Here is a 24235-nt window from a genome sequence, read left to right as displayed (position 1 = left end):
TTATCTCGCGCGGTCCGCGTCCACCTGTGAGAGATTTGCTCCATGGTGGCGGCAAACGGAACCCGTGAGGTGGGGCGATGACGATCAAGGTGGCCCTCGAACACCGGACGAGTTATTCCTTCGACCGCCCGACGAAGATCCACCCGCACGTCGTCCGCCTGCGGCCCGCGCCGCATTCGCGCACGCCGATCGAGGCGTACTCCCTGCACGTCGAGCCCGGTGAGCACTTCCTCAACTGGCAGCAGGACGCGTTCAGCAACCACATGGCGCGCCTGGTGTTCCCGGAGCCGTCGACGTCACTGACCATCACCGTGAGCCTCATCGCCGACCTGACGGCGATCAACCCGTTCGACTTCTTCGTCGAGGACTGGGCGGAGTACTACGGGTTCACCTACCCGGAGGAGCTGCGCCGCGACCTCGAGGTCTACCTGCGGCCGGTCGGTGTCACCGAAGGCGAATTCGCCGGTGCGCCGGTGCATCCGGAGGTCGCGGCGTTCGCGGCCGAGTACCGGCCCGTGACGAAGACGCGCGTCATCGACTTCCTGGTGGAGATCAACCGCGCGGTGTGCGAGGCAGTCGGCTACACCGTCCGCCTCGAACCCGGTGTGCAGACGCCGGAGTACACGCTCGAGTCGGCGATGGGATCGTGCCGTGACTCCGCGTGGCTGCTGGTCGCGCTCCTGCGCGAGCTCGGCCTGGCCGCGCGGTTCGTCTCCGGTTACCTGGTGCAGCTGACCTCCGACGTCAAACCGCTCGACGGCCCGGCCGGTCCCGACGCCGACTTCACCGACCTGCACGCATGGGCAGAGGTGTACCTGCCCGGCGCCGGCTGGGTCGGTCTCGACCCGACGTCGGGCCTGTTCGCGGGCGAGGGTCACATCCCGCTCGCCGCGACCCCGCACCCGAACGGCGCCGCGCCGATCACCGGCGCGACCGGCCCGTGCCACGCGACCCTCGACTTCTCCAACACCGTCACGCGGTTCCACGAGGACCCGCGCGTCACGCTTCCGTACACCCCGGAACAGTGGGCACGCGTCACCGCGCTCGGTGTGATGGTCGACGAGCGGATGAAGCGCAACGACGTCCGGCTCACCATGGGCGGCGAACCGACCTTCGTCTCCGTCGACGACCAGACCGCTCCGGAATGGACCACGGCGGCCGACGGCCCCCACAAGCGGCTGCTCGCCTCGAAGCTGGCCGGGCGACTCAAGGAAGACTACGCCCCGCAGGGCCTCGTCCAGCGCGGCCAGGGCAAGTGGTATCCGGGAGAACCGTTGCCGCGCTGGCAGATCCAGATCGTGTGGCGCAACGACGGCCAACCCGTCTGGCGCGACCCGACGCTGCTCGCCGATCCGTGGTCGACGAAGGAGCAGGCCACCTCGGCGATCGAGACCGAGACCCACGGCTCCGACCCGGCCACCCTCGACGCCGAGCCCGCGCGGCGCCTGCTGTCGGCGTTCGCGGCGACGCTCGGGCTGCCCGCCGAACAGGTGATGCCGGCCTACGAGGACCCGCTGGTCAGGATGCGCGAGCTCGCCGCGATGCCACCGGGTGACCCCGGCGACGACCCGACGCTGCCCACCGCTCGCGCCCTCGCACGTGCCGAGCTGGCCGTCGAGCTCGAGGAGGACGCGGAGGAGGAGCTCGCCCCCGACACCGACTCGGTGGACCGGCGCCGCAAGCTGCTCGCCCGATTCGACGCCGCGGTCACCGACCCGTGCGCGTACGTGCTGCCGATCAACCGGTCGGAGGACGGCACCGCATGGCAGTCCGCGGTGTGGAGGCTCCGGCGCGGACGAATCGTCCTGACCCCCGGCACCTCGCCGGCCGGCCTGCGGCTGCCGCTGAACTCGCTGTCGTGGGGTCCGGCGCCCACCCGGTACGAGGCCGACCCGTCGGCCCAGCACGACGCCCTGCCCGCCGACCCGGCCGCGGCGCTCGGCCACACGGTCAATGCCGTCGACCCCGCACAGTTCCTGCCGCGCACCGCGCTCGTCGCCGAGGTCCGCAACGGCGTCACCCACGTGTTCCTGCCCCCGACGTCGACCGGCGAGGAGTTCCTCGCGCTCGTCGAGCTCGTGGAGAGGGCCGCGGCCGCGTCGTCGACGCCGGTGGTCGTGGAGGGCTACGGGCCGCCGCCGGACCCGCGGCTGACATCGTTGACGGTGACGCCCGATCCGGGTGTCATCGAGGTCAACGTCCAGCCCACCGCGAGCTTCGCCGAACAGTCCGAGCTGCTCGAGTCGCTCTACGAACACGCACGCCACGTGCGGCTCGGCACCGAGACCTTCGACCTCGACGGCAGCCACGGCGGCACCGGCGGCGGCAACCACATCACGCTCGGCGGCACGACGCCCGCGGACTCGCCGCTGCTGCGGCGGCCCGACCTGCTGGTCTCGATGCTGACCTACTGGCAGCGGCACCCGTCGTTGTCGTACCTGTTCTCCGGCAAGTTCGTCGGCACCACCTCGCAGGCGCCGCGCGTCGACGAGGGTCGCGAATCGGCGCTCTACGAGCTCGAGATCGCCTTCGCCGAGATAGACCGGCTCGCGGCGAAAGGGGAGATCACCCGCGCCCCGGACGGGACGATGACCGGCGCCCCGCCGAACCCGTGGGTCACCGACCGTGCCCTGCGGCACCTGCTGACCGACATCACCGGAAACACCCACCGCGCGGAATTCTGCATCGACAAGCTCTACAGTCCGGACTCGGTGCGCGGTCGCCTCGGCCTGCTCGAACTGCGCGCCTTCGAGATGCCTCCGCACCACCGGATGGCGATGGTGCAGTCGCTGCTCGTGCGCTGCCTGGTCTCGTGGTTCTGGGAGAAGCCCTACCGTGCGCGGCTCATCCGGCACGGTGCCGACCTGCACGGCAAACATCTGTTGCCGCACTACGTGATCGAGGACATCGGCCTGGTCGCCGAGGAGTTGCGCGCGGCGGGCTACCCGTTCGAGACGGCGTGGCTCGACCCGTTCACCGAATTCCGATTCCCGCGCCTGGGCACCGTGCAGATCCGCGACCAGGAGATCGAGCTGCGCGGGGCGATCGAACCGTGGAACACGCTGGGGGAGGAGTCGACCGCGACCGGCACCGCCCGCTACGTCGACTCGTCCATCGAGCGGGTCCAGGTGCGCGTCGTCGGCGGCGAGGACGACCGGTACATGCTGACCTGCAACGGATTCCCGATCCCGCTGCGCTCCACCGGACGACCGGGCGAGCGGGTGGCCGGCATCAGGTTCCGGGCATGGCAGCCGCCGAGCGCGCTGCACCCGAGCATCACCATCGACACCCCGCTGACGTTCGACCTCGTCGACACCGTCAACGGCCGCTCGGTGGGGGGCGCGACCTACCACGTCGTGCACCCCGGCGGGCGCGCCTACGACCGTCCGCCGGTGAATGCCGTCGAGGCCGAATCGAGGCGCAACGGCCGCTTCGAGGCGTCCGGTCACACCACCGGCACCGTCGACGTCGGCCTGCTGCGGGAACGGCAGGCGCGACAGGCGATCGACTTCGGGGTCCCCGGGATCCTCGACCTGCGGCGGGCACGTACAGTTCTCCGGTGACCTCTTCGCCGGGCAGCGCGTCCGCGGTGTTCGAAGCATCCGCGGTGTTCGACCGTTACCGTGACGAGGGCTACGCCCTGTTCGACCTCGCCGAATTCGACGGCGCGGACCTCGACGGCGCCGACCGTGAGGGCAACCCCCACTTCGACGAGATGCTCGACGAGTCCGGGATGGTGCGGCCCGCGTGGGAGGACCTGGTCCGGATCTACCAGCGGCGCGGCGAGGCCCGGCTGCGCGAGTCCGCCGGCCTGCTGGCCGCCGCGGTCCGTGACGACGGGGTCGTCTACAACGAGTTCGACGGTCAGACCACCCGCACCCTCGACTGGGCGGTCGACGCCGTGCCGCTCATCGTCGACGGGGTCGAGTGGGCCGAACTGGAGAAGGCCGTCACGCAGCGCTCGATGCTGCTCGACCTGCTGTTGCGCGACCTCTACCGGGACCAGAAGACGATCACCTCCGGGCTCGTGCCGCCAGAGATGGTGTTCGGGCATCCCGGCTACATCCGGAAGGCCGCGCGTCTCGAGGTCGCCGGACCGCACGCACTGTTCCTGCACGCGGTGGACATGTCGCGTACCTCCGACGGCAGATTCGTGGTGTACCGCGATCGCACCCAGGCGCCCTCGGGCATCGGCTATTCGATCGTCGGCCGGCGCCTGATGTCGAAGACCTTCCCGCAGCTGTTCCAGGCGTGCGCCCCGCGCCCGATGACCGGCTTCGCCGGGACCATGAGGCTCGCACTCGCCGAGTACGCCCCGCGCGGCGTCGACGACCCGACGGTGGCCGTGTTCAGCCCGGGCAGCATGTCCGAGACCGCCTTCGACCAGGCCTATCTCGCGTCCGTGCTCGGTTTCCCGCTCGTCGAGGGCGCCGACCTCACGGTTCGCGACGGTGCCGTGTACATGCGTTCGCTGGGCCGCTACAAGCGGGTCGACGTCCTGCTGCGCCGTGTCGACGCGGCCTTCAGCGACCCGCTCGACCTGCGCACCGACTCCCAGCTCGGTGTCGCCGGCCTGGTGGAGGCGATCTCCCGCGGCAACGTCACCGTCGTCAACACCCTGGGGTCGGGCGTGCTGGAGAACCCGGCGCTGCACACCGTGCTCGAGCGGCTCGCCCCGGTGCTGCTCGACGAGGAACTCGCACTCGGCTCGGTGACCACCTACTGGGCCGGCGACGACAAGCAACGCGGGCTGATCCGCAGCCGTCTGGGATCGCTGGTCCTCACCAACACCCGGACCGAGGAGGAGTTCATCGGTCCGCTGCTCGGTGCCCGCGAGCGGGACGAGCTGGCGGCCCGCGTCGAGGCCCAGACGTGGCAGTGGGTGGCCCGCGAGCTCGAGTCGTTCTCGGTGGCCCCGACCACCACTCCCGGGCTCCGGACCACGCCCGACGTCGGTGCGCTGCGCGCCGCGCCCGTCTCGATCCGAGCGTTCAGCGTCGCCCAGGGACCCACCTACGCGGTGATGCCCGGCGGTCTCGGCGCGGTCCTCGCCGACGGGGTGGAGGGCGCGGCCCACCATGTGGTCGCCGCGAAGGATGTCTGGGTCACCACCGGCGTCCTGGGCGGGCACGTGTCACGTCGCTCGGAGACCCGCACCGAACCCGCCGCGGAGGTCGTGCCGGTCGGTGCCGGACGTCCCGCGCCGCTCGACTACTCCGAGGTCGCCGCAGCCGCGAGTCCCCGCGTCCTCGCCGACCTGTTCTGGTTGGGCCGCTACGCCGAGCGCACCGAGCAGGTCACCCGGATGGCCAAGGTCGCGCGGCAGCGCTACCAGGACTTCCAGTACCGGCCGTGGATGTCGGGGACCGCGGCCGTTCCGCTGCTGCTGCACGCCGTCGCGACCATCACCGGCACCGACGGCTACCTGGAGACCGCGGACCTGCTCGTCTCCGACACCGGTCCGCAGCCGTCGCCGGAACAGGTCAACGAGGCGATCGGCAAGATCGCCGACCTGACCGTCGCCCGCAACGTCCCCGGCACCGTGGCGTACGCGGTGAACCGGCTCGTCGGCTCGGCCCGTGCGGTGCGCGACCTGATGTCGACGAGCACCTGGATGGTCCTCGCCCCGGTCGAACGGGTCGTCGCCCACACCGCGCGGCTCGTGGCGCGGTCGCGGGCCGAGTCCGAGAACGGCGAGATCGGTGATGCCGCTCTGGATCTCGGGCCCGACCTCGCCCGCGCCCACGAGGAGGTCCTGCACGGCGTGCTCGCCTTGACCGGCCTCCAGGAGGAGTCGATGGTCCACGACGCCGGCTGGATGCTCATGGACCTCGGCCGCCGTGTGGAGCGCACGATCACCCTCGCGGATCTCACCAACGCGATGTTCGGCGAGGCCCACGACACCGACGTCGAACAGGCACTGCTCGAGTCATACCTCTCGGCCAACGAGTCGTCGGTCATCTACCGGCGCCGCAACCGCGGCCTGTACCGCCTCGAGAACGTCGCCGAACTGCTCATGTTCGACCCCACCAACCCCCGTTCGATGATCTTCCAGCTGGAGAAGATGAACCACGACCTCACCTCGGTGCCCGAGCCGCTGCGGTCGGCCGGTGCCGAACGCGCCGTGCAGGAGATGATCGGCGACCTGCGGCGCAGCTCGCCCGCCGAGCTCGTGGCCGTCGACGCCAGGGACCGCCGCGCCGAGCTCGCGGAGCTGATGTCCGGGTTGCGCACCGGCACGCAGCGGCTGTCGGATCTGCTGATGCGCACCCGTTTCGCCGTGCCTCGGCAGGCCCAGCCGATCTGGGGAGGGGGACAGTCGTGAGCTCGCGGGTCTACCGGGTCATGCACCGCACCCGTTACACCTACAACGACGACGTCTCCTCGTCCTACGGGCGCTGCTACCTGACACCGCGTGAACTGCCCGGGCAGCGGGTGCACTCGACGGTCGTCGAGATCGACCCCGAACCCGATGACCGGTCCACCGGCGTCGACGTCTACGGCAACCACGACAGCTACTTCCACGTGCGCACCGCGCACCGCGAGCTGACCGTGACCGCGCACTCGGTGGTCGAGGTCGATCCCGTCGACCGGGGGTTGCTCTACGGTGCGGCCGCGCGGGCGCCGTGGGAGTCGGCGCGCCCGGCCGTCGCCGACACCCGGGAGGCGCGGCTGGCCGCCGAGTTCGTCCTCGATCTCGACCCGCCGGAGATCACGCCCGCGGTCCGCGAATACGCCGCGCAGGTGTTCACCCCGGGGCGCCCGCTGATCGAGGCCGTCACCGACCTGACCACCCGGATCTTCACCGACTTCACCTACCGATCGGGCGCGACGGCCATCTCGACCCGCGTCGACACGGTGATGCGGCGCCGGGAGGGCGTCTGTCAGGATTTCGCCCGCGTCGCCATCGCCTGCCTGCGGTCGGTGGGGCTGGCCGCGCGGTACGAGTCGGGGTATCTCGCCACCGATCCGCCGCCCGGCCAGGAGAAGGTCTACGGCGCCGACGCCAGCCATGCGTGGGCCGCGGTGTGGTTGCCGGACGACCGGTGGCTGCCGTTCGACCCGACCAACGACAAACTCGTCGACGAACGTCACGTCACGCTGGCCTGGGGACGCGACTACGAGGACGTCCCGCCGTTGCGCGGGGTGATCTACACCGACTCGACGAAGAGCCACATCGACGTCTCGGTCGACGTCAGCCCGCTGGACGATCCCACCGCCGACCCGGTGGGCGGCCCGCCGAGCGGGGCCCGGTCGCCCGAACCCGGCACCGCAGGTTGAGGCCGGACGGGTTGCGCGCGGCCCGCACGCAACCCGGCACGAATTGGCAGACGGTCCCGAAATGCCTGGGACGCAGCGGTTTCGACAGGTCGTCGCGGTGGTACACGATCCGCAACGTCGTACAGAAGGATGAACAATGGTGTTGCGGCCACGTTGCAACGGGTACATTGGGATGCGACATGACGGTCATTACTGAAAGCCGCATCACCAGCGTGGTGCGGGCGGCAGAGTCCCTGCTGTCACAACGAGCCGGTTCATCGGTTGTCCTCGACGATCCCGAGGATCTCGGTGGAAGCGGACGTACGACGGTGGTGCGGGTCAGGGTCGCACAGAACCCACTGAGCCTGGACCGCTCCCTGGTGATCAAGGCGCTTCCCGAACACGAGGACCCCAAGGCATTCCACCGGGAGATCGCGTCCTACAAGTACGCGACCGCGCTGCCCAACGAGTCGCGGCCCGGTCCACAGCTCATCGCCTCCGATCCCGAACTGCGCATCATGGTCCTGTCCGACCTCGGTCACGGCCGGTCGATGCTGGAGTTCCTCGACGGCGTGGACCCGGTCGAGACGTCCCGCGCGGTGAGCGCGTGGGGCCAGGCCCTGGGGCGCATGCACGCGGCGACCGTCGGTGGCGAGGTCGACTTCCTGGCGCTGGTCCGACGCGGACCGTCGGGTACCGAGGGGCGCGACATCCTGCGCGACGAGGCCCGGCGCTCGGTGGACGCGCTCCCCGGGCACGCGGCCGCGCTCGGGGTCGAGGTGCCGCCGCGCGTCCTCGAGGAGCTCGAGACCGCTGCCTCCCTGTTCGACGAGGGTGAGCACCGGGCGTTCAGTCCGTCGGACGTCGGTCCGGAGAACATCATGCTCAACGACGACGGCGTCCAGTTCATGGACTACGAGTGGGGCGGCTTCCGCGACGCCACCCTCGACATCGCCTACGCCGTGGTCACCATGAGCGCCCAGTTGCCGCCGCGGCTGGCTTCGCGTGCCACCGACCTCGAGGTGTCGATGGTCGACGCGTGGCGGTCGGAGGTCAATCCGATCTGGCCGACCCTCGCCCACGAACGCGAGATGCAGCGCAAGGTGCTCGTCGCGCGCCTGCTGTGGGTGTGGCTGTCGACCGCGTGGATGCTGCCCGGGGACGCCGAGCTCATCGACCCGGATTCGGCCGACGCGGACGCGAGCGTCGAGATCACGCCGTTCGACCCGGGCCTGGAGAACTCGGCGGGTGCGCCCGAGCCCGGCACCACCGGATTCACCCACGACTGGGCACTGCACACCAACGATCCGCGGGTGCTGGTCTCCCGCTGGAACGACCTGGCCGCGGCCGCGAGCCGTGCCGGCGAGGACGAGATCTCCGCGTTCGCCACCGCGACCGGTGCCGCCCTACAGCGCATCTGGCTGGCCTGACACGCCCGTGGAAGGACTGTTCGACACGCCGGAGGCGTCCCGGCAGACGACCGCCGGCGCCGACGGACTGATCTCGCCGCCGCCGACCGCGCCGCTCGCGGTTCGCATGCGTCCGCGGACGCTCGACGAGATCGTCGGCCAGCAGCACCTGCTGGGCGAGGGCTCCCCGCTGCGCCGTCTGATCAACGGGCAGGGCGCCGCGTCGGTGCTGCTCTACGGCCCGCCCGGCACCGGAAAGACGACGATGGCCTCGCTCATCGCCCGCGCCACCGGCGGGCGGTTCGAGGCGCTGTCGGCGCTGTCGGCAGGCGTCAAGGAGGTCCGCGCGGTCATCGACGTCGCGCGCCGGCGCCTCATCGGCGACGGGAAGAACGGCGGCCAGCAGACCGTGCTGTTCATCGACGAGGTCCACCGCTTCTCCAAGACCCAGCAGGATGCGCTGCTCGACGCGGTGGAGAACCGGATCGTGCTGCTCGTGGCCGCGACCACCGAGAATCCGTCGTTCTCCGTCGTCGCGCCGCTGCTCTCGCGGTCGCTGGTGCTGCAGCTGCGGTCGCTCACCGACGACGATATCCGCGAGGTGCTCGAGCGCGCGGTGGCCGACCCGCGCGGGCTCGACGGCCGGGTCGAGGTGACCGAGGAGGCCTACGACCACCTGGTGGCCGTCGCCGGCGGTGACGCGCGCCGCGCCCTGACCGCGCTGGAGGCCAGCGCCGACTCGACCGACCGGGTCGACCTCGCCGACGTGGAGACCGCGATCGACCGCGCCGCGGTGCGCTACGACCGCGACGGCGACCAGCACTACGACGTCACCAGCGCATTCATCAAGTCGATCCGCGGCAGCGACGTCGACGCCGCGGTGCACTACCTGGCGCGGATGATCGCGGCGGGGGAGGACCCACGCTTCATCGCCCGGCGGCTGATGATCCACGCCAGCGAGGACATCGGCATGGCAGACCCGACCGCGCTGCAGACCGCGGTCGCCGCCGCCCACGTGGTGAACATGGTCGGCATGCCGGAGGCCAGGCTCGCGCTGACCCAGGCGACCATCCATCTCGCCACCGCGCCGAAGTCGGCGGGCGTGGTCAAGGCGATCGGGGACGCGCTCGCCGACGTGCACGCGGGCAAGGGCCGGGCGGTGCCGCCGCACCTGCGTGACGGCCACTACGCGGGGGCCAAGAAGCTCGGCAACGGCATCGCCTACCGGTATCCGCACGACGATCCCGACGGGGTCCTCGCCCAGCAGTACCCGCCGGACGACCTGGTCGGCGTCGACTACTACCAGCCCACCGACCACGGGCTCGAGCGCGAGATCGGGCCGCGGGTCGCGCGGCTGCGGTCGATCGTGCGCGGGGCCGTCAAGCGTCGGCGGAGTCGCTGACCGCTCCCGGATTGCCTCGTGGATCACGCCGAGGGCGTCCCGGGACGGTTTCGGTGAGGCGCCGACGGTACTCTGGGTTGTCGCGTACAACCAACGGCGAGGACGAAACCAACAGTGCAAACGCATGAAATCCGGAAGCGTTTTCTGGACCACTTCATCAAGGCCGGCCACACCGAGGTCCCCAGTGCCTCGTTGCTGCTCGACGATCCAAATCTGCTCTTCGTCAACGCCGGCATGGTGCCGTTCAAGCCGTACTTCCTGGGCGAGCAGACGCCGCCGTACTCGCGGGCGACCAGCGTCCAGAAGTGTGTCCGCACCCTCGACATCGACGAGGTCGGCATCACCACCCGCCACAACACCTTCTTCCAGATGGCGGGCAACTTCTCCTTCGGCGACTACTTCAAGCGCGAGGCCATCAACTTCGCCTGGACGCTGCTGACGAGCAGCCTGGAGGACGGCGGCTACGGCATCGACCCGGAGAAGCTGTGGCCCACCGTCTATCTCGACGACGACGAGGCCGAGGGCATCTGGCGTGACGAGATCGGCGTGCCCGCCGAGCGCATCCAGCGTCGCGGCATGAAGGACAACTACTGGTCGATGGGCGTGCCCGGCCCGTGCGGCCCGTGTTCGGAGATCTTCTACGACCGCGGCCCCGAATACGGCGTCGAGGGCGGCCCCGAGGCCGACGAGGACCGCTACATCGAGATCTGGAATCTCGTGTTCATGCAGAACGTCCGCGGCCCGGGCGGCACCAAGGAGGGCTACGAGATCCTCGGCCCGCTGCCGAAGAAGAACATCGACACCGGTATGGGCATCGAGCGTGTCGCCTGCATCCTGCAGGGCGTCGACAACGTCTACGAGACCGATCTGCTCAAGCCGATCATCGACCTGGCCGCCGAGCTGACCGGCCGTCGCTACGGCGCCGGCTCGCACGCCGACGATGTCCGCTTCCGCGTCATCGCCGACCACGCCCGCACCTCCGCGATGCTCATCGGCGACGGCGTGCTGCCCGGCAACGACGGCCGTGGATACGTGCTGCGGCGACTGCTGCGCCGGGTCGTGCGGTCCATGCGACTACTCGGCGCCGGGAGCGAAGCGAGCGGGCCGGATCGAATCGACGCCGGGAGCGAAGCGAGCGGGCGGGATCGAATCGGCGTCGGCGACAACCAGCCGACCATGGGCGCGATCATCGGCAAGGTCATCGACCTGATGGCGCCCTCCTACCCCGAGCTCGACGCCAACCGCGCACACATCGTCGACGTCGCGGTGGGCGAGGAGAGCTCCTTCGCCAAGACCCTCGCGGCCGGCTCCAAGCTGTTCGCCGACGCCGCCGCGGCCACCAAGAAGTCGTCGAGCAAGACCATCTCCGGCTCCGACGCCTTCACGCTCCACGACACCTACGGCTTCCCCATCGACCTCACCCTGGAGATGGCCGCCGAGGCCGGTCTCGAGGTCGACCAGGAGGGCTTCAGCGCCCTGATGGCCGAGCAGAAGCAGCGCGCCAAGGCCGACGCCACCGCTCGCAAGACCGGCCACGCCGACCTCAGCGTCTACCGCGATTTCCTGGACCGCGGCCCCACCGAGTTCACCGGCTTCGACGAGCTGGTGTCGGAGGCCAAGGTGCTCGGACTCGTGGCCGACGGCAACCGCGTGCCCGCCGCCGCGGCCGGCCAGGAACTCACGGTGGTCCTCGACCGCACCCCGCTGTATGCCGAGTCCGGTGGCCAGATGGCCGACGTCGGCACCATCACCACCAGCTCGGGTGTGCGGCTGGCCGTGACCGACGTGCAGAAGGTCGGCAAGTCCGTCTGGCTGCACAAGGTGCGCGTCGAGGAGGGCGAGATCGAGGAGGGCGACGAGGTCCTCGCCGCCGTCGACACCGCCTGGCGTCACGGCGCCACACAGGGCCACTCGGGCACCCACATGGTGCACGCGGCCCTGCGCGAGGTGCTCGGTCCCGGTGCGACACAGGCGGGTTCGCTCAACCGGCCCGGCTACCTGCGCTTCGACTTCCATGCGAACGGCCCGCTGACCGAGTCGCAGCGTCGTGAGATCGAGGAGATCTCCAACGCCGCGGTCGAGGCCAACTACCAGGTCAACACCTTCGAGACCGGCCTGGCCGAGGCGAAGGCGATGGGTGCGCTGGCGCTCTTCGGCGAGAACTACGGCGACATCGTGCGCGTCGTCGAGATCGGCGGCCCGTTCTCGATGGAGCTGTGCGGCGGCACGCACGTCGCGTCGTCGGCGCAGATCGGTCCGATCACGGTCATCGGCGAGTCGTCGGTGGGTTCGGGCGTCCGGCGCGTCGAGGCGTACGTCGGCATGGACTCGTTCCGTTTCCTGTCCAAGGAGCGTGCGCTTCTCGCAGCACTGTCGTCGTCGTTGAAGGTGCCCTCCGAGGAGGTGCCCGGCCGGGTCGAGCAGATCGTCACCAAGCTCCGCGAGGCGGAGAAGGAACTGGCCCGCGTCCGCGCCGAGCAGGCCCAGGCCGCGGTGTCAGGGCTCCTCGACAACGCGACGACGGTCGGGTCGACGCTCGTCGTCGAGGGCCGGGTGCCGGGACTCGACGCCAACGGGCTGCGGTCGATCGCCACCGACCTGCGCGGCAAGGTCTCCGACCGCCAGGCCGTCATCGCGCTGTTCTCGCAGAGTGGTGAGGGTGCAGATGCCAAGGTGCCCTTCGTGATCGCCACGACCCCGGCCGCGCGGGACGCCGGCATCAAGGCCGGCGACCTCGTCAAGGAGGTCGCGCCGATCGTCGGTGGACGTGGCGGCGGCAAGCCGGACCTCGCACAGGGCGCGGGCACCGATCCGAGCGGGATCGACGCCGCGCTGCGACGCATCCGCGAGTTCGTCGGCTGATGCCGACCGACCGCCCGGAGCGCGGACGCAGGCTCGGCATCGACGTCGGCAGTGTCCGGATCGGCGTCGCCGTGTGCGACCCCGACGGGATCCTCGCCACCCCGGTCGAGACCGTGCGCCGAACCCCCACGGGGACGGCAGATCTCGACCGGCTCGTGGAACTGGTCGCCGAGTATGAGGCGATCGGCGTCGTCATCGGGTTGCCCAAGACGCTGAAGAACACCGCCGGGGTCGCTGCCGAGACCGCCCGCGAGTTCGGCGAGCGACTCGCCGAACGCATCGCACCGGTCGAGGTGCACTGGCAGGACGAGCGTTTCACCACCGTGACCGCGCAACGGGCGCTGCACGCCAGCGGCCGGTCGGTCAAGTCCTCGCGAGGGGTCATCGACCAGGCCGCCGCGGTCGCTATCCTTCAGGGATGGCTGGATGCGCGACGGTGAGTCCGACGATCCCTCGACAGAGCCGGGAGGAGAGCCTGCGGTGACCGAAGAACGGCGTCGCACGCGACACCGTGACCAGGGACGCCGTGCCGAGGGCATGGACCCCGAGCGTCTGCGGTACTTCACTCAGCCGACCGACGGGGCGCCGCACACGCGGCACCGCCGTCGCCGTTCCGGACCGGCGCCGGGTACCGGCCCGTTCCCGGGCGCCGTGCCACCCGGCACCGCTGCGGGGCGGTCCGGCACCCCGCAACGGGCGACCCCGGTCCGGATTCCCCCGGGCGGGGCGATCCCGCAGCCACCGCAGCGCCCGCAGGTTTCGCAGCCTCCGCAGGCGCCGGAACCGCCGCGGTCGCAGGAGTCCCCGCGGTCGCAGGAACCCCTGCCGGCGCAGGAACCGCGCCAGGCGCCGCCCGCACGGCCGCGCCGGCCGGTGCCGCCACCGCCGCAGGAGCCCGTGCACGAGGCCGATCTGTACGAGACCGATGTGCACCCGGTGGTCGCGGACGCCCCCGCGGACACCGACCCCGACTTCCGCGAACCGGCTCCGCAGCAGACGCACGAGTCCGCGCCCGTCGTCGACGGAACCGCCTCGGCGGCAGCCGGTCACGCGCCGCGCACGCTCCACGACCCGCGCGGCGACTCCCACGAGGAGGACTGGTGGCCGGGCGTCGACGACGTCGAGGACCCGGCGACCCCGCGCCGCCCCCGCCGCCGCAGCCGGGACGGGCAGAAGAAGCGCCGCGTGGTCGTCGCGCTCGCGGTCGTGGTCATGCTCGCGCTCGTCGGCGGCATCGGCTATTGGGGTCTCGACCGGTTCGGCGTGTTCGAGTCCCGCAAGGACTACAGCAACACCGCCGGGACCGCCGACGTGATCGTCGACATCCCGGAGAACTCCACGCTCGCCGACTTCGGCCGCATCCTGGTCGACGCGGACGTCGTGGGCAGTACGCGCGCGTTCCTCGACGCCGCGAACGGGCAGCCGATGTCCGGCGGCATCTACAAGCTGCGCACGCAGATCCCCGCGTCGACCGCGGTGGAGATGCTCACCGATCCCGACGCCCGATACCGGGTCGGCCGGGTGGTGGTCCCGCCGGGCCTGCAGCTCGACTCCAAGACCGGCATCGACGGCAAGGTGACGCTGGGCATCTTCCAGCGCATCTCCGACGCCACGGAGGTCGAGGTCAACGGCCGGGACGAGGGCGTCACGGTCGCACAGCTCGAGGAGGCCGCCGCCAACGCGACGCCGGAGGAACTCGGGGTGCCCGACTGGGCGAAGGAGGCCGTCGCGTCGATGACCGGCGACCACCGTCGGATCGAGGGCCTCATCGCGCCCACCACCTGGGAGCGCGTCGAACCCGGTGACACGCCCGTGCAGATCCTACGCGCCATGATCTCCAAGAGCGGCGTCATGTTCGAGAGCTGGGGACTGCTGGACAAGAACAAGTCGGGTCTCGACGCCTATCAGACACTGGTCGCGGCGTCCATCGTCGAGCGCGAGGTCCGGCACGAGGAGGATGCGCCGAAGGTCGCGCGCGTGATCCGCAACCGCCTCGATCGCGACCAGCGCCTCGAGATGGATTCCACGCAGAACTACACCGCCGACATCACGAACATCGACGTGCACGGCGAGGCCTACAAGGCCGACAACGAGTGGAACACCTACCGCTACAAGGGGCTTCCGCCGACCCCGATCGCGTCGGTCGGGATGCCCGCCCTCGAGGCGATGCTCAACCCCGCACCGGGGCGCTGGCTGTACTTCGTGACCGTCGACACCGAGGGCACGACGCTGTTCGCGAACACCTTCGAGGAGCACAAGCGCAACCGCGAGGAGGCCTGCAACAACAAGCTCGTGTCGACGGGGTGCCAGTGAGCGTCTCGCCCCATGGTGACCGCCGCCGGGCGGCGGTGCTCGGTTCGCCCATCGCGCATTCGAAGTCGCCGGCCGTGCACATGGCGGCCTACCGTGCCCTCGGACTCGACGACTGGACCTACGACCGCATCGAGTGCACCGCGGAACAGCTTCCCGCAGTGGTCTCCGGTGCCGATCCGGCGTTCGTCGGGTTCTCGGTCACGATGCCGAACAAGCTGGCCGCCCTCGAGTTCGCGACCGAGCGCACCGAGCGTGCCGAACTCGTCGGGTCCGCGAACACGCTCGTGCGCAGTCCGAACGGCTGGCACGCCGACTGCACCGACATCGACGGGATGTCCGGCGCCCTCTCCGAACTCGGCGTCGACGCCGAGATCGCCGGGGGAGCGGCGCCCGAGGCAGTCGTGGTCGGCGCCGGTGGCACCGCGCGGCCGACCGTCATGGCGCTCGCGGGGATCGGCGTGCAGAAGATCGCGGTCGTCGCCCGCGACGAGGGCCGCGCGGCGAACGTGCTCGACCTGTGCGACCGGTTGGACGTCGAACGGGAGTTCGTGCCGTTCGAGCCGACTCCGGATCTGGAGCGTCGCAGCCGGGAGGCCGCGGTCGTCGTCTCGACCGTGCCCGCGCCCGCGGCCGCGGTCGTCGCACCCGCGCTGGCACACGGCGGCCGGGTGATCGACGTCATCTACGACCCCTGGCCGACACCGCTCGCGCAGGCCGTGTCCGACGCCGGTGGCGAGGTCGTCGGGGGACTGGTCATGCTCCTGCACCAGGCCTTCCGGCAGGTCGAGTTGTTCACCGGGCTCCCGGCGCCGCGCGAGGCGATGCGCAAGGTCCTCATCCCCGAGGGTTAGGCCCGGCGGCGCCGAGTCAGATCGGCTCGCGATCTGTGGATGTCCTCGGCGGCTGTGGACCGCGACGGCCCGGCCCGCGGGAGGCCGCGGATCCTGGCGTCCATGACCGAGCTCGCGATCCTCCTGTGGCTGGCCGGTATCGCCGTCACCGACCTGCGAACCCGGCGTATCCCGAACCCGATGGTGTGGCCCGGAGTCGTCGCGGTGGCGTCGACCGGTGTCGCCGAACCCGGGGTCGTGCTCGCGGGGCTCGTGGCCGCGGCGCCGTACCTGGTCGCGTTCTACACCCGCGGGTGCGGCGGCGGCGACGTCAAGCTCGCGTTCGTGTGCGGGGGACTGGCGCTGTGCTGGGACGCCGCGCTGACGATGGTCGCGCTGGCAGCGCTGATCGCGCTCGCCACCGCGGTGGTGACCCGCCGGTCGGGGCGGGGCGATCCGCACGCACCCGCGCTCGTGGTGGCGCTGTGCTGGGTCTCCGACCTGCTGTTCTGATGCGCTTTCGGTCGGTGATGGGGCGCATGGAACAATTGAGAACCGTGCTGCGCTGGATAACTGCCGGAGAATCCCACGGACCCGCCTTGGTCGCCATCGTCGAGGGCATGGTCGCCGGTGTGGAGGTCACCTCGTCGGACATCGCCGAACAACTCGCCCGCCGTCGCCTGGGATATGGCCGCGGTGCGCGGATGAAGTTCGAGGCCGACAAGGTGACCGTGCTCGGCGGTATCCGCCACGGACGCACCATGGGTGGTCCGGTCGCCATCGAGATCGGCAACACCGAGTGGCCCAAGTGGGAGACCGTGATGGCGGCCGACCCCGTCGATCCCGCCGAACTCGAGGGCAGCGCCCGCAACGCCCCGCTGACGCGTCCGCGCCCGGGACACGCCGACTACTCCGGCATGCTCAAGTACGGCTTCGACGACGCCCGGCCGGTGCTCGAACGCGCCAGCGCACGTGAGACAGCGGCCCGTGTCGCCGCCGGCACCGTCGCCCGCAACTTCCTGCGCCAGGTCCTCGGCATCGAGGTCCTCTCGCATGTCATCTCCATCGGCGCGAGCGAACCCTACGCCGGGCCCGTGCCGCGGTACAGCGACCTCGAGGCGATCGACGCCAGCCCGGTCCGTGCATTCGACGCCGAGGCCGAGAAGTCGATGATCGCCGAGATCGAGGCGGCCAAGAAGGACGGCGACACCCTCGGCGGCGTGGTCGAGATCGTCGCCACCGGTGTGCCGGTAGGCCTCGGCTCACATGTCAGCGGCGAGACCCGCCTCGACGCGCGCCTCGCCGGTGCGCTCATGGGCATCCAGGCCATCAAGGGCGTCGAGGTCGGCGACGGCTTCACCACCGCCCGCCGCCGCGGCAGCGAGGCCCATGACGAGATGGTCCCCGGGCCCGACGGCGTGCTGCGCTCCACCAATCGCGCCGGCGGTCTCGAGGGCGGCATGACCAACGGCGAGGACCTGCGCGTACGCATCGCGATGAAGCCCATCTCGACCGTGCCGCGCGCACTCTCGACCATCGACATGACCACCGGTGAGACGGCGAGCGCCATCCATCAGCGATCCGACGTGTGCGCCGTTCCGGCGGCCGGTGTGGTCGCCGAGGCGATGGTCGCGCTCGTCGTCGCCCAGGCCGCGCTGGAGAAGTTCGGCGGCGACTCGGTCGCCGAGACCTCCGCGAACCTCGCCGCCTACCGGACGGCCATCAGCGCGCGTCCGCCACGCCCGTGACCGGCACGCCGACACCGACGCGGCCGACCGGCGGGAAACGGCCGGCCGCCGTCCTGATCGGCTTCATGGGCGCCGGCAAGTCGACCGTCGGGCGTCTGCTCGCCGAACGACTCGGGGTCGACTTCGTGGACACCGACGTCGAACTCGTCCGCCGCACCGGGCGGTCCATCCCGGAGATCTTCTCCTCCGACGGGGTGGAGGGCTTCCGCCAGATCGAGGAGAACGTCGTCAGCGACGTCCTCGACCACCACGCGGGGGTCGTCTCGCTCGGCGGCGGAGCGGTGACCACCGCGGGTGTACGCGATGCCCTGGCCGGGCACCGCGTCGTGTACCTGCGCGTCAGTCCCGACCGCGGCTTCGAACGGGTGTCGGGCACCGACCGGCCCCTGCTGGCGACCGAGGATCCCGCCGCCCGGTACGCCGAACTGCTCGCCGAGCGCACCGGCATCTACTCGTCCGTGTGCACGCTGGAGGTCGACGCCGACGCCGATCCGGAGGCGGTGGCCGACGCGATCGTCGCCGAACTCGCCCGCGAACTCGACGTGCTGACCCCCACCGAGAAGACTTCCGACGACGTGAGGACCACACCATGACCGAGACCGAACCCGTCGCGATCCGCGTCAATGCGGGAGCGCCGTACGACGTGACGATCGGCCGCGGGCTGCTCGGCGAGCTCGCCGAGGCCGCCACCGGCGCCGACCGTATCGCGATCCTGTACCAGCCGCCGCTGGTCAAGACCGCCGAGCAGGTCCGGGAGTTCTTGGCGGACAAGGGATTCGACGCCCATCGCATCGAGATCCCGGATGCCGAGGCCGGTAAGGACCTCTCCGTCGCCGCCTTCTGCTGGGAGGTCTTCGGTCGGATCGGCCTCAAGCGCAACGACAAGGTCGTCAGCCTCGGCGGCGGCGCCGCCACCGACCTCGCCGGGTTCGTCGCCGCGACCTGGATGCGCGGCATCGGCGTCATCCACGTCCCGACGACCCTGCTCGCGATGGTCGACGCCGCGGTCGGCGGCAAGACCGGTATCAACACCGAGGCCGGCAAGAACCTGGTGGGCTCCTTCCACGAACCCGACGCGGTCCTCATCGACATCGGCACCCTGGAGTCGGTGCCGCGCAACGAGATCGTCGCCGGCCTCGCCGAGGTCATCAAGACCGGGTTCATCGCCGACCCGACGATCCTCGACATCATCGAGGCCGACCCGCAGGCCGCGCTCGACCCGACCAGCCCGGTGCTGCCGGACCTGGTCCGCCGCTCGGTGCAGGTGAAGGCCGACGTCGTGTCCGCGGACCTCAAGGAGTCCTCGCTGCGCGAGATCCTCAACTACGGCCACACCCTCGGCCATGCGATCGAGCGGCGCGAGCGTTACCGGTGGCGTCACGGCGCCGCGGTGTCGGTGGGTCTGGTGTTCGCGGCCGAACTGGCCCGGCTCGCCGGCCGCCTCGACGATGAGACCGCCGACCGCCACCGGTCGATCCTGGAGCTCGTGGGTCTGCCCACCACCTACGATCCCGACGCCTTCCCCGATCTCCTCGAGGGCATGGCGGGGGACAAGAAGAACCGGTCGGGCGTGCTGCGGTTCGTCGTCCTCGACGGTCTGGCCAAGCCGGGCCGGCTCGAGGGCCCGGACCCCGGTCTCATGGCCGCCGCGTACTCCGCGGTCGCCGGCGAGGCCCCCAAGAGCGGCTCGGTCCTGCTGTAGGAGCGCACAGACGAACGAGCCCCCATCGCCGTCGCCGGCGATGGGGGCTCGTTCGTGAGTGGGCGTGTGGGTTGCGCGTTATGCGTCCGCGGCGTGCCGGTCCGGATGCACCGACCAGTCGTCCTCGGGCGCGTTCTTGTTCTGCTCGCGGCGGATGAGCCAGCGGCCGATCGCCGCGCCAACGAACGCCGGCACGAACACCAGGAGGGCGGTGAACGACGCGCCCGCGATCAACTCGACGAAGAAGCTCGCCTGACCGATGCCGGCCAGCACGGTCGTGCCGAGGATCCAGCTGATCAGCCCGGCGGCGACGCCGGCGAGCAGGCCGGCCTTCAGCCAGCGGACGGTCAGGTCCTCGTAGTCGTCGGGATCCGGATTGGCCCGCGCGTCCCTGATCCCGTCGAAGCCACCCCAGATCAGCGCGGCCAGCACGACCGCGGCGATCGCGATGGTGCGCCACACCGTCGAGTTCAGCGGGGCCTCGACCACCGCCACACCGAGCAGGACGCGGGCCAGGACGTGAACAGCGGTGAATGTGACACCGCGCACCAACCACGAAGACATGCGCGTCATATTACTGATGCGTCAAACCGTCGTGGAGGGAATGCCGATTCGGCGTGCGCGTCGTCCGCGCCGTAGCGTTGACGACGTGCCGATCATCCACGACACGGCCGGTCGACGCGACCGGCTGCGAACCCAGTTGCGCGAGCAGTCCGACGCCGGGGCCCCGGTGTCGGCGTTCATCGTCTCCGACCTGGTCAACGTCCGCTACCTGACCGGTTTCACCGGCTCCAACGCCGCGGTCCTCATCGACGCGGAGGACCCGGCCGGCGACCGGATCGCCACCGACGGGCGCTACCTCACGCAGGTCGCCGCCCAGGTCCCCGACCTCGAGGCGGTCATCGAACGGGCCTGCGTGCCCGCGCTGCTGGAGCGGGCGCGGAAGGCCGGGGCCACCCGCGTGGGCTTCGAAGCCGATGCCGAGACCGTCGCGTCGTATCGGTCCCTGGAGGCCTCGCTCGACGGCTCCGGCGTCGAACTCGTCGGGCTGACCGGCGTCGTGCAGAGGCTCCGTGAGGTCAAGGACGCCGGCGAGGTCGCGCTGATCCGCGCCGCCTGCGCGATCGGCGACGCCGCGCTCGCCCGGATCATCGCCGACGGCGTGCTGCGCGCGGGCACCACCGAGCGGGAGGCGGCGCGCGCACTCGAGTTCGCCATGTACCGACTCGGTGCCGACGGCATCGCCTTCGAGACGATCGTCGCCGCCGGTGCGCACTCGGCCATCCCGCATCACCGGCCCACCGACGCCACGCTCGCCGACGGCGACCTGGTCAAGATCGACTTCGGATGCGTGGTCGGCGGCTACCACTCGGACATGACCCGCACCTTCGTGCTGCGGCGTGCGGCGGACTGGCAGCGAGACATCTACGATCTCGTCGCGCGGGCCCAGGCGGCCGGACGTGCGGCGCTCGCACCCGGCGCGGACCTGCGCGAGGTCGACGCCGCCGCCCGCGACGTCATCGACGCGGCGGGGCACGGCGAGCACTACGTCCACGGTCTCGGACACGGCGTCGGACTGCAGATCCACGAAGCGCCCGGAATCGGGAAACTCGCGGCGGGTACACTGCCATGCGGTGCTGCGGTCACCGTGGAGCCCGGTGTCTACCTACCCGGATGGGGTGGGGTCAGAATCGAGGACACCCTGGTCGTCACCGACGGCGACCCCGAACTGTTGACCACCACCGACAAGACATTCACCGTCCTCTGAACTGCAAGGGAAGAAACACCACATGGCGACCACCGCCGATTTCAAGAACGGCCTCGTGCTGCGCCTGGACGACCAGCTCTGGCAGATCCAGGAATTCCAGCACGTCAAGCCCGGCAAGGGTCCTGCGTTCGTCCGCACGAAGATCAAGAACGTCATGAGCGGCAAGATCGTGGACAAGACCTTCAACGCCGGCGTCAAGGTCGAGACCGCGACCGTCGACCGTCGTGACATGACCTACCTGTACAACGACGGCACCGACTACGTCTTCATGGACGCCCAGGACTACGAGCAGTTCGCACTGCCGCCCGCGGTCGTCGGCGACGGCGCGCGCTTCCTGCTCGAGAACATGACCGTCCAGGTCTCGCTCAACGACGGCAACCCGCTGTTCGTCGAGCTCCCGGTCACCGTCGAGCTGACCGTCGCCCACACCGACCCGGGCCTGCAGGGCGACCGTTCGACGGGTGGTACCAAGCCCGCCACCCTCGAGACCGGCGCCGAGATCCAGGTTCCCCTGTTCATCAACACCGGCGACAAGGTCAAGGTCGACTCCCGCGATGGCAGTTACCTCGGCCGCGTCAACAACTGACCTGTGAAACAACCCGGTACCCGACACAAGGCGCGGCGGCGCGCGGTCGACCTGCTCTTCGAGGCGGAGGCCAAGAAGGTCAGCCCCGCGCAGCTCGTCGCCGAGCGTCGTGAATACGTCCGCACCGACGAGAGCGTCGGCACGATCCACGACTACACCGCCAAGGTGATCGAGGGTCTCGCCGGCGATCAGGACCAGATCGATGCGGTCATCGCCTCCCACCTGCGGGAGTGGACCCTCGAGCGTCTGCCCGCGGTCGACCGCGCCATCATGCGGCTGGCCACGTGGGAGCTGTTCAACTCGTTCGACGTCGACCCCATCGTCGTCGTCGACGAGGCGGTGGAACTAGCCAAGGAGTTGTCCACCGACGACTCGCCGGCCTTCGTCAACGGGGTGCTGGCCAAGATCGCCGAACTGGCCCCGCAGGTGCGTGCCGCCGCCGCGGCGGAACCGCGGCAGGCGCCCGGTGAATCCGCCGAGTAGTCACGCCGAATCCGAACAGACACGGATGCTCTGGTGACATCGGTCCCGGTCGTACACGCGACCGGGACCGATTCGTTCTCGCCCGGGAATCCGGGACCGATTTGTTCTCGCCCCGGGACACGTCCGGGGCGGTGTTGTTCAGGCGCCGGGACACGTCCGGGGCGGTGTTGTTCAGGCCCCGGGCCGAGCCCGGGGACGCGACGCGTCGAGAGTGTGGCGCAGGTCGCGGGAATTCGTCTGCCTCGCAACGCGGTGTAGAGTGACGCGAGACAGACATCCTTTAACGATCCGTCCAGTGAGGCGGAGAAGGAGGTCGGCTTTGGCCAGCCCCGCTCCCAGGGTGCTGCTCGATGCCGCCGACGTGTCGCGCACGATCGCGCGCGTCGCGCACCAGGTCATCGAGAAGACAGCTCTGGACTCACCCGACGCCCCGCGCGTCGTCCTCATCGGAATCCCCACTCGCGGAACATCTCTCGCGACACGTCTGGGTTCCAAGATCAGCGAGTTCTCGGGCGTCGAGGTGCCGGTTGGCTACCTCGACATCACCCTCTACCGCGACGATCTCCGCGCGAAGCCGCATCGCCCACTGGAACGGACCATGGTCCCGGCCGGGGGAGTCGACGGTGCGATCGTGATCCTCGTCGACGACGTCCTCTACTCGGGACGCACCGTGCGCGCCGCGCTCGACGCCCTCCGCGATCTGGGCCGCCCCGCCGCGGTGCAGCTGGCGGTCCTCGTCGACCGCGGACACCGCGAACTGCCGCTGCGTGCGGACTACGTCGGCAAGAACATCCCCACCGCCCGCGACGAACAGGTGTCGGTGCACCTGGTCGAGCATGACGGAGTGGACGAGGTCGTGCTCTACTCGGCTCCCAAAGCTGTTGCGGCCGAGGGTGATTCGTGATGCGTCATCTCCTCTCGACCCAGGATCTGAGCTTCGACGACGCGACGGCCCTGCTCGACGACGCGGAACGCTTCGAGCAGGCCCTCACCGGACGTGAGGTCCGCAAGCTCCCCACGTTGCGCGGTCGCACCGTCATGACGGTGTTCTACGAGAACTCCACCCGCACGCGTGTCTCCTTCGAGGTGGCCGGCAAGTGGATGAGCGCCGACGTCATCAACGTCAGCGCCTCGAGTTCCTCGGTGAACAAGGGCGAGTCGTTGCGCGACACCGTCAAGACGCTGCACGCGGCCGGTGCGGACGCGCTGATCGTGCGCCACCCCGCGTCGGGCGCGCCCGCCCAGATCGCCGACTGGACCACCGACGCCGACGGCAACGGCCCCGCCGTGATCAACGCCGGCGACGGCACCCACGAACACCCGACCCAGGCGCTGCTCGACGCGCTGACCCTGCGTCAGCGGCTCGGCTCGCTCGACGGCCGGCGCATCGCGATCGTCGGCGACGTCGTCCACTCACGCGTCGCCCGTTCCAACGCGCACCTGCTGTCGACGCTCGGCGCCGAGGTCGTCCTCGTCGCGCCGCCGACCCTGCTGCCGGCCGGGGTGGAGCAGTGGCCGGTGACCGTCTCGGGGAACCTCGACGCCGAACTGCCCGCGGTCGACGCGGTGATGATGCTGCGGGTGCAGGCCGAGCGCATGAACGGCGGTTTCTTCCCGAGCGCCCGCGAGTACTCGGTCCGGTTCGGTCTCAACGACCGTCGCCTCGCGATGCTGGCCGACCACGCGGTCGTCCTGCACCCGGGTCCGATGCTGCGCGGCATGGAGATCGGCTACTCGGTGGCCGACTCGCCCAAGGCGTCGGTCCTCGGACAGGTCCGCAACGGCGTCCATGTCCGCATGGCCGTCCTCTTCCGCCTGCTCGTCGGCTCCGACTCGGCGGGAGCACAGCTGTGACCACCTTCTCTACGTCAG

General features: G+C 70.5%; 19 protein-coding genes. 18 read left to right on the top strand and 1 reads right to left on the bottom strand.

Annotated features, from left to right (window positions below; all coding sequences use genetic code 11):
- Positions 1 to 77 precede the first annotated feature (77 nt).
- From ABFT43_RS11760 to aroB, 13 genes are all read left to right on the top strand, one after another.
- Positions 78 to 3563 carry a transglutaminase family protein gene (locus ABFT43_RS11760; RefSeq protein WP_347960532.1) on the top strand — a complete coding sequence of 1162 codons (3486 nt, stop codon included), beginning with the start codon at positions 78 to 80 and terminating at the stop codon, positions 3561 to 3563.
- Positions 3560 to 6325: a circularly permuted type 2 ATP-grasp protein gene (locus tag ABFT43_RS11755; protein WP_347960531.1), complete on the top strand. Its 2766-nt coding sequence runs from the start codon at positions 3560 to 3562 to the stop codon at positions 6323 to 6325. The genes ABFT43_RS11760 and ABFT43_RS11755 overlap by 4 nt, the downstream gene beginning before the upstream one ends.
- Positions 6322 to 7281: a transglutaminase family protein gene (locus ABFT43_RS11750; RefSeq protein ID WP_347960530.1), complete on the top strand. Its 960-nt coding sequence runs from the start codon at positions 6322 to 6324 to the stop codon at positions 7279 to 7281. The genes ABFT43_RS11755 and ABFT43_RS11750 overlap by 4 nt, the downstream gene beginning before the upstream one ends.
- Positions 7282 to 7460: 179 nt before the next feature.
- On the top strand, positions 7461 to 8690 hold the full coding sequence (locus tag ABFT43_RS11745) for a hypothetical protein (protein ID WP_347960529.1): 1230 nt from the start codon (positions 7461 to 7463) through the stop codon (positions 8688 to 8690).
- Between the two features lie 7 nt (positions 8691 to 8697).
- Positions 8698 to 10071, top strand: a complete 1374-nt coding sequence (locus ABFT43_RS11740; protein WP_347960528.1) for a replication-associated recombination protein A — start codon at positions 8698 to 8700, stop codon at positions 10069 to 10071.
- Positions 10072 to 10185: 114 nt separating this feature from the next.
- Positions 10186 to 12933, top strand: coding sequence for an alanine--tRNA ligase (gene alaS, locus ABFT43_RS11735; RefSeq protein WP_347960527.1), 2748 nt, complete (start codon positions 10186 to 10188; stop codon positions 12931 to 12933).
- On the top strand, positions 12933 to 13373 hold the full coding sequence (gene ruvX, locus ABFT43_RS11730; RefSeq protein ID WP_347960526.1) for a Holliday junction resolvase RuvX: 441 nt from the start codon (positions 12933 to 12935) through the stop codon (positions 13371 to 13373). Before alaS ends, ruvX begins: the two co-directional genes overlap by 1 nt.
- A complete protein-coding gene (gene mltG, locus ABFT43_RS11725; RefSeq protein WP_347960525.1) occupies positions 13360 to 15246 on the top strand; it encodes an endolytic transglycosylase MltG in 1887 nt (628 codons plus the stop codon). The genes ruvX and mltG overlap by 14 nt, the downstream gene beginning before the upstream one ends.
- The gene (locus tag ABFT43_RS11720) at positions 15243 to 16097 is read left to right on the top strand and encodes a shikimate dehydrogenase (RefSeq protein WP_347960524.1); all 855 of its coding nucleotides are present in this window, start codon (positions 15243 to 15245) and stop codon (positions 16095 to 16097) included. The genes mltG and ABFT43_RS11720 overlap by 4 nt, the downstream gene beginning before the upstream one ends.
- A 102-nt stretch (positions 16098 to 16199) precedes the next feature.
- Entirely contained in the window at positions 16200 to 16589 is a 390-nt protein-coding gene (locus tag ABFT43_RS11715) for an A24 family peptidase (protein WP_347960523.1), read from the top strand.
- Positions 16590 to 16615: 26 nt separating this feature from the next.
- A complete protein-coding gene (gene aroC, locus ABFT43_RS11710) occupies positions 16616 to 17824 on the top strand; it encodes a chorismate synthase (RefSeq protein WP_347960522.1) in 1209 nt (402 codons plus the stop codon).
- Positions 17821 to 18417: a shikimate kinase gene (locus tag ABFT43_RS11705; protein ID WP_347960521.1), complete on the top strand. Its 597-nt coding sequence runs from the start codon at positions 17821 to 17823 to the stop codon at positions 18415 to 18417. The genes aroC and ABFT43_RS11705 overlap by 4 nt, the downstream gene beginning before the upstream one ends.
- Positions 18414 to 19526, top strand: coding sequence for a 3-dehydroquinate synthase (aroB, locus tag ABFT43_RS11700; RefSeq protein WP_347960520.1), 1113 nt, complete (start codon positions 18414 to 18416; stop codon positions 19524 to 19526). Before ABFT43_RS11705 ends, aroB begins: the two co-directional genes overlap by 4 nt.
- Positions 19527 to 19604: 78 nt before the next feature.
- Here the strand turns inward: aroB and ABFT43_RS11695 are convergent, their stop codons facing one another.
- The gene (locus tag ABFT43_RS11695) at positions 19605 to 20090 is read right to left on the bottom strand and encodes a B-4DMT family transporter (protein WP_347960519.1); all 486 of its coding nucleotides are present in this window, start codon (positions 20088 to 20090) and stop codon (positions 19605 to 19607) included.
- 85 nt (positions 20091 to 20175) lie between these two features.
- Between ABFT43_RS11695 and ABFT43_RS11690 the strand changes: the two genes are divergently transcribed.
- The 5 genes from ABFT43_RS11690 to ABFT43_RS11670 all read left to right on the top strand — a co-directional run bounded on the left by ABFT43_RS11690 (position 20176) and on the right by ABFT43_RS11670 (position 24217).
- Positions 20176 to 21294 (top strand): M24 family metallopeptidase, encoded by a 1119-nt coding sequence (locus ABFT43_RS11690; RefSeq protein ID WP_347960518.1) that lies wholly within the window; start codon positions 20176 to 20178, stop codon positions 21292 to 21294.
- A 22-nt stretch (positions 21295 to 21316) separates the two neighbouring features.
- On the top strand, positions 21317 to 21880 hold the full coding sequence (gene efp, locus ABFT43_RS11685; protein ID WP_347960517.1) for an elongation factor P: 564 nt from the start codon (positions 21317 to 21319) through the stop codon (positions 21878 to 21880).
- Positions 21881 to 21883: 3 nt separating this feature from the next.
- Positions 21884 to 22363 carry a transcription antitermination factor NusB gene (gene nusB / locus ABFT43_RS11680; RefSeq protein ID WP_347960516.1) on the top strand — a complete coding sequence of 160 codons (480 nt, stop codon included), beginning with the start codon at positions 21884 to 21886 and terminating at the stop codon, positions 22361 to 22363.
- Between the two features lie 319 nt (positions 22364 to 22682).
- On the top strand, positions 22683 to 23267 hold the full coding sequence (gene pyrR / locus ABFT43_RS11675; protein WP_347960515.1) for a bifunctional pyr operon transcriptional regulator/uracil phosphoribosyltransferase PyrR: 585 nt from the start codon (positions 22683 to 22685) through the stop codon (positions 23265 to 23267).
- On the top strand, positions 23267 to 24217 hold the full coding sequence (locus ABFT43_RS11670) for an aspartate carbamoyltransferase catalytic subunit (RefSeq protein ID WP_347960514.1): 951 nt from the start codon (positions 23267 to 23269) through the stop codon (positions 24215 to 24217). Before pyrR ends, ABFT43_RS11670 begins: the two co-directional genes overlap by 1 nt.
- Positions 24218 to 24235 lie beyond the last annotated feature (18 nt).

Origin of the sequence: Gordonia aurantiaca (genome assembly GCF_039939235.1) — a bacterium.
Taxonomy (GTDB): domain Bacteria; phylum Actinomycetota; class Actinomycetes; order Mycobacteriales; family Mycobacteriaceae; genus Gordonia.
This window is presented reverse-complemented; position numbering and strand designations above follow the sequence as displayed.

Bases quoted from the DNA above. Each gene is read 5' to 3' on its own strand.
- ABFT43_RS11760 (WP_347960532.1), top strand. From the start codon at position 78: ATGACGATCAAGGTGGCCCTCGAACACCGGACGAGTTATTCCTTCGAC.
- ABFT43_RS11745 (WP_347960529.1), top strand. From the start codon at position 7,461: ATGACGGTCATTACTGAAAGCCGCATCACCAGCGTGGTGCGGGCGGCA.
- ruvX (WP_347960526.1), top strand. From the start codon at position 12,933: ATGCCGACCGACCGCCCGGAGCGCGGACGCAGGCTCGGCATCGACGTC.
- mltG (WP_347960525.1), top strand. From the start codon at position 13,360: ATGCGCGACGGTGAGTCCGACGATCCCTCGACAGAGCCGGGAGGAGAG.
- ABFT43_RS11715 (WP_347960523.1), top strand. From the start codon at position 16,200: ATGACCGAGCTCGCGATCCTCCTGTGGCTGGCCGGTATCGCCGTCACC.
- aroC (WP_347960522.1), top strand. From the start codon at position 16,616: ATGGAACAATTGAGAACCGTGCTGCGCTGGATAACTGCCGGAGAATCC.
- aroB (WP_347960520.1), top strand. From the start codon at position 18,414: ATGACCGAGACCGAACCCGTCGCGATCCGCGTCAATGCGGGAGCGCCG.
- ABFT43_RS11695 (WP_347960519.1), bottom strand. From the start codon at position 20,090: ATGTCTTCGTGGTTGGTGCGCGGTGTCACATTCACCGCTGTTCACGTC.
- efp (WP_347960517.1), top strand. From the start codon at position 21,317: ATGGCGACCACCGCCGATTTCAAGAACGGCCTCGTGCTGCGCCTGGAC.
- ABFT43_RS11670 (WP_347960514.1), top strand. From the start codon at position 23,267: ATGCGTCATCTCCTCTCGACCCAGGATCTGAGCTTCGACGACGCGACG.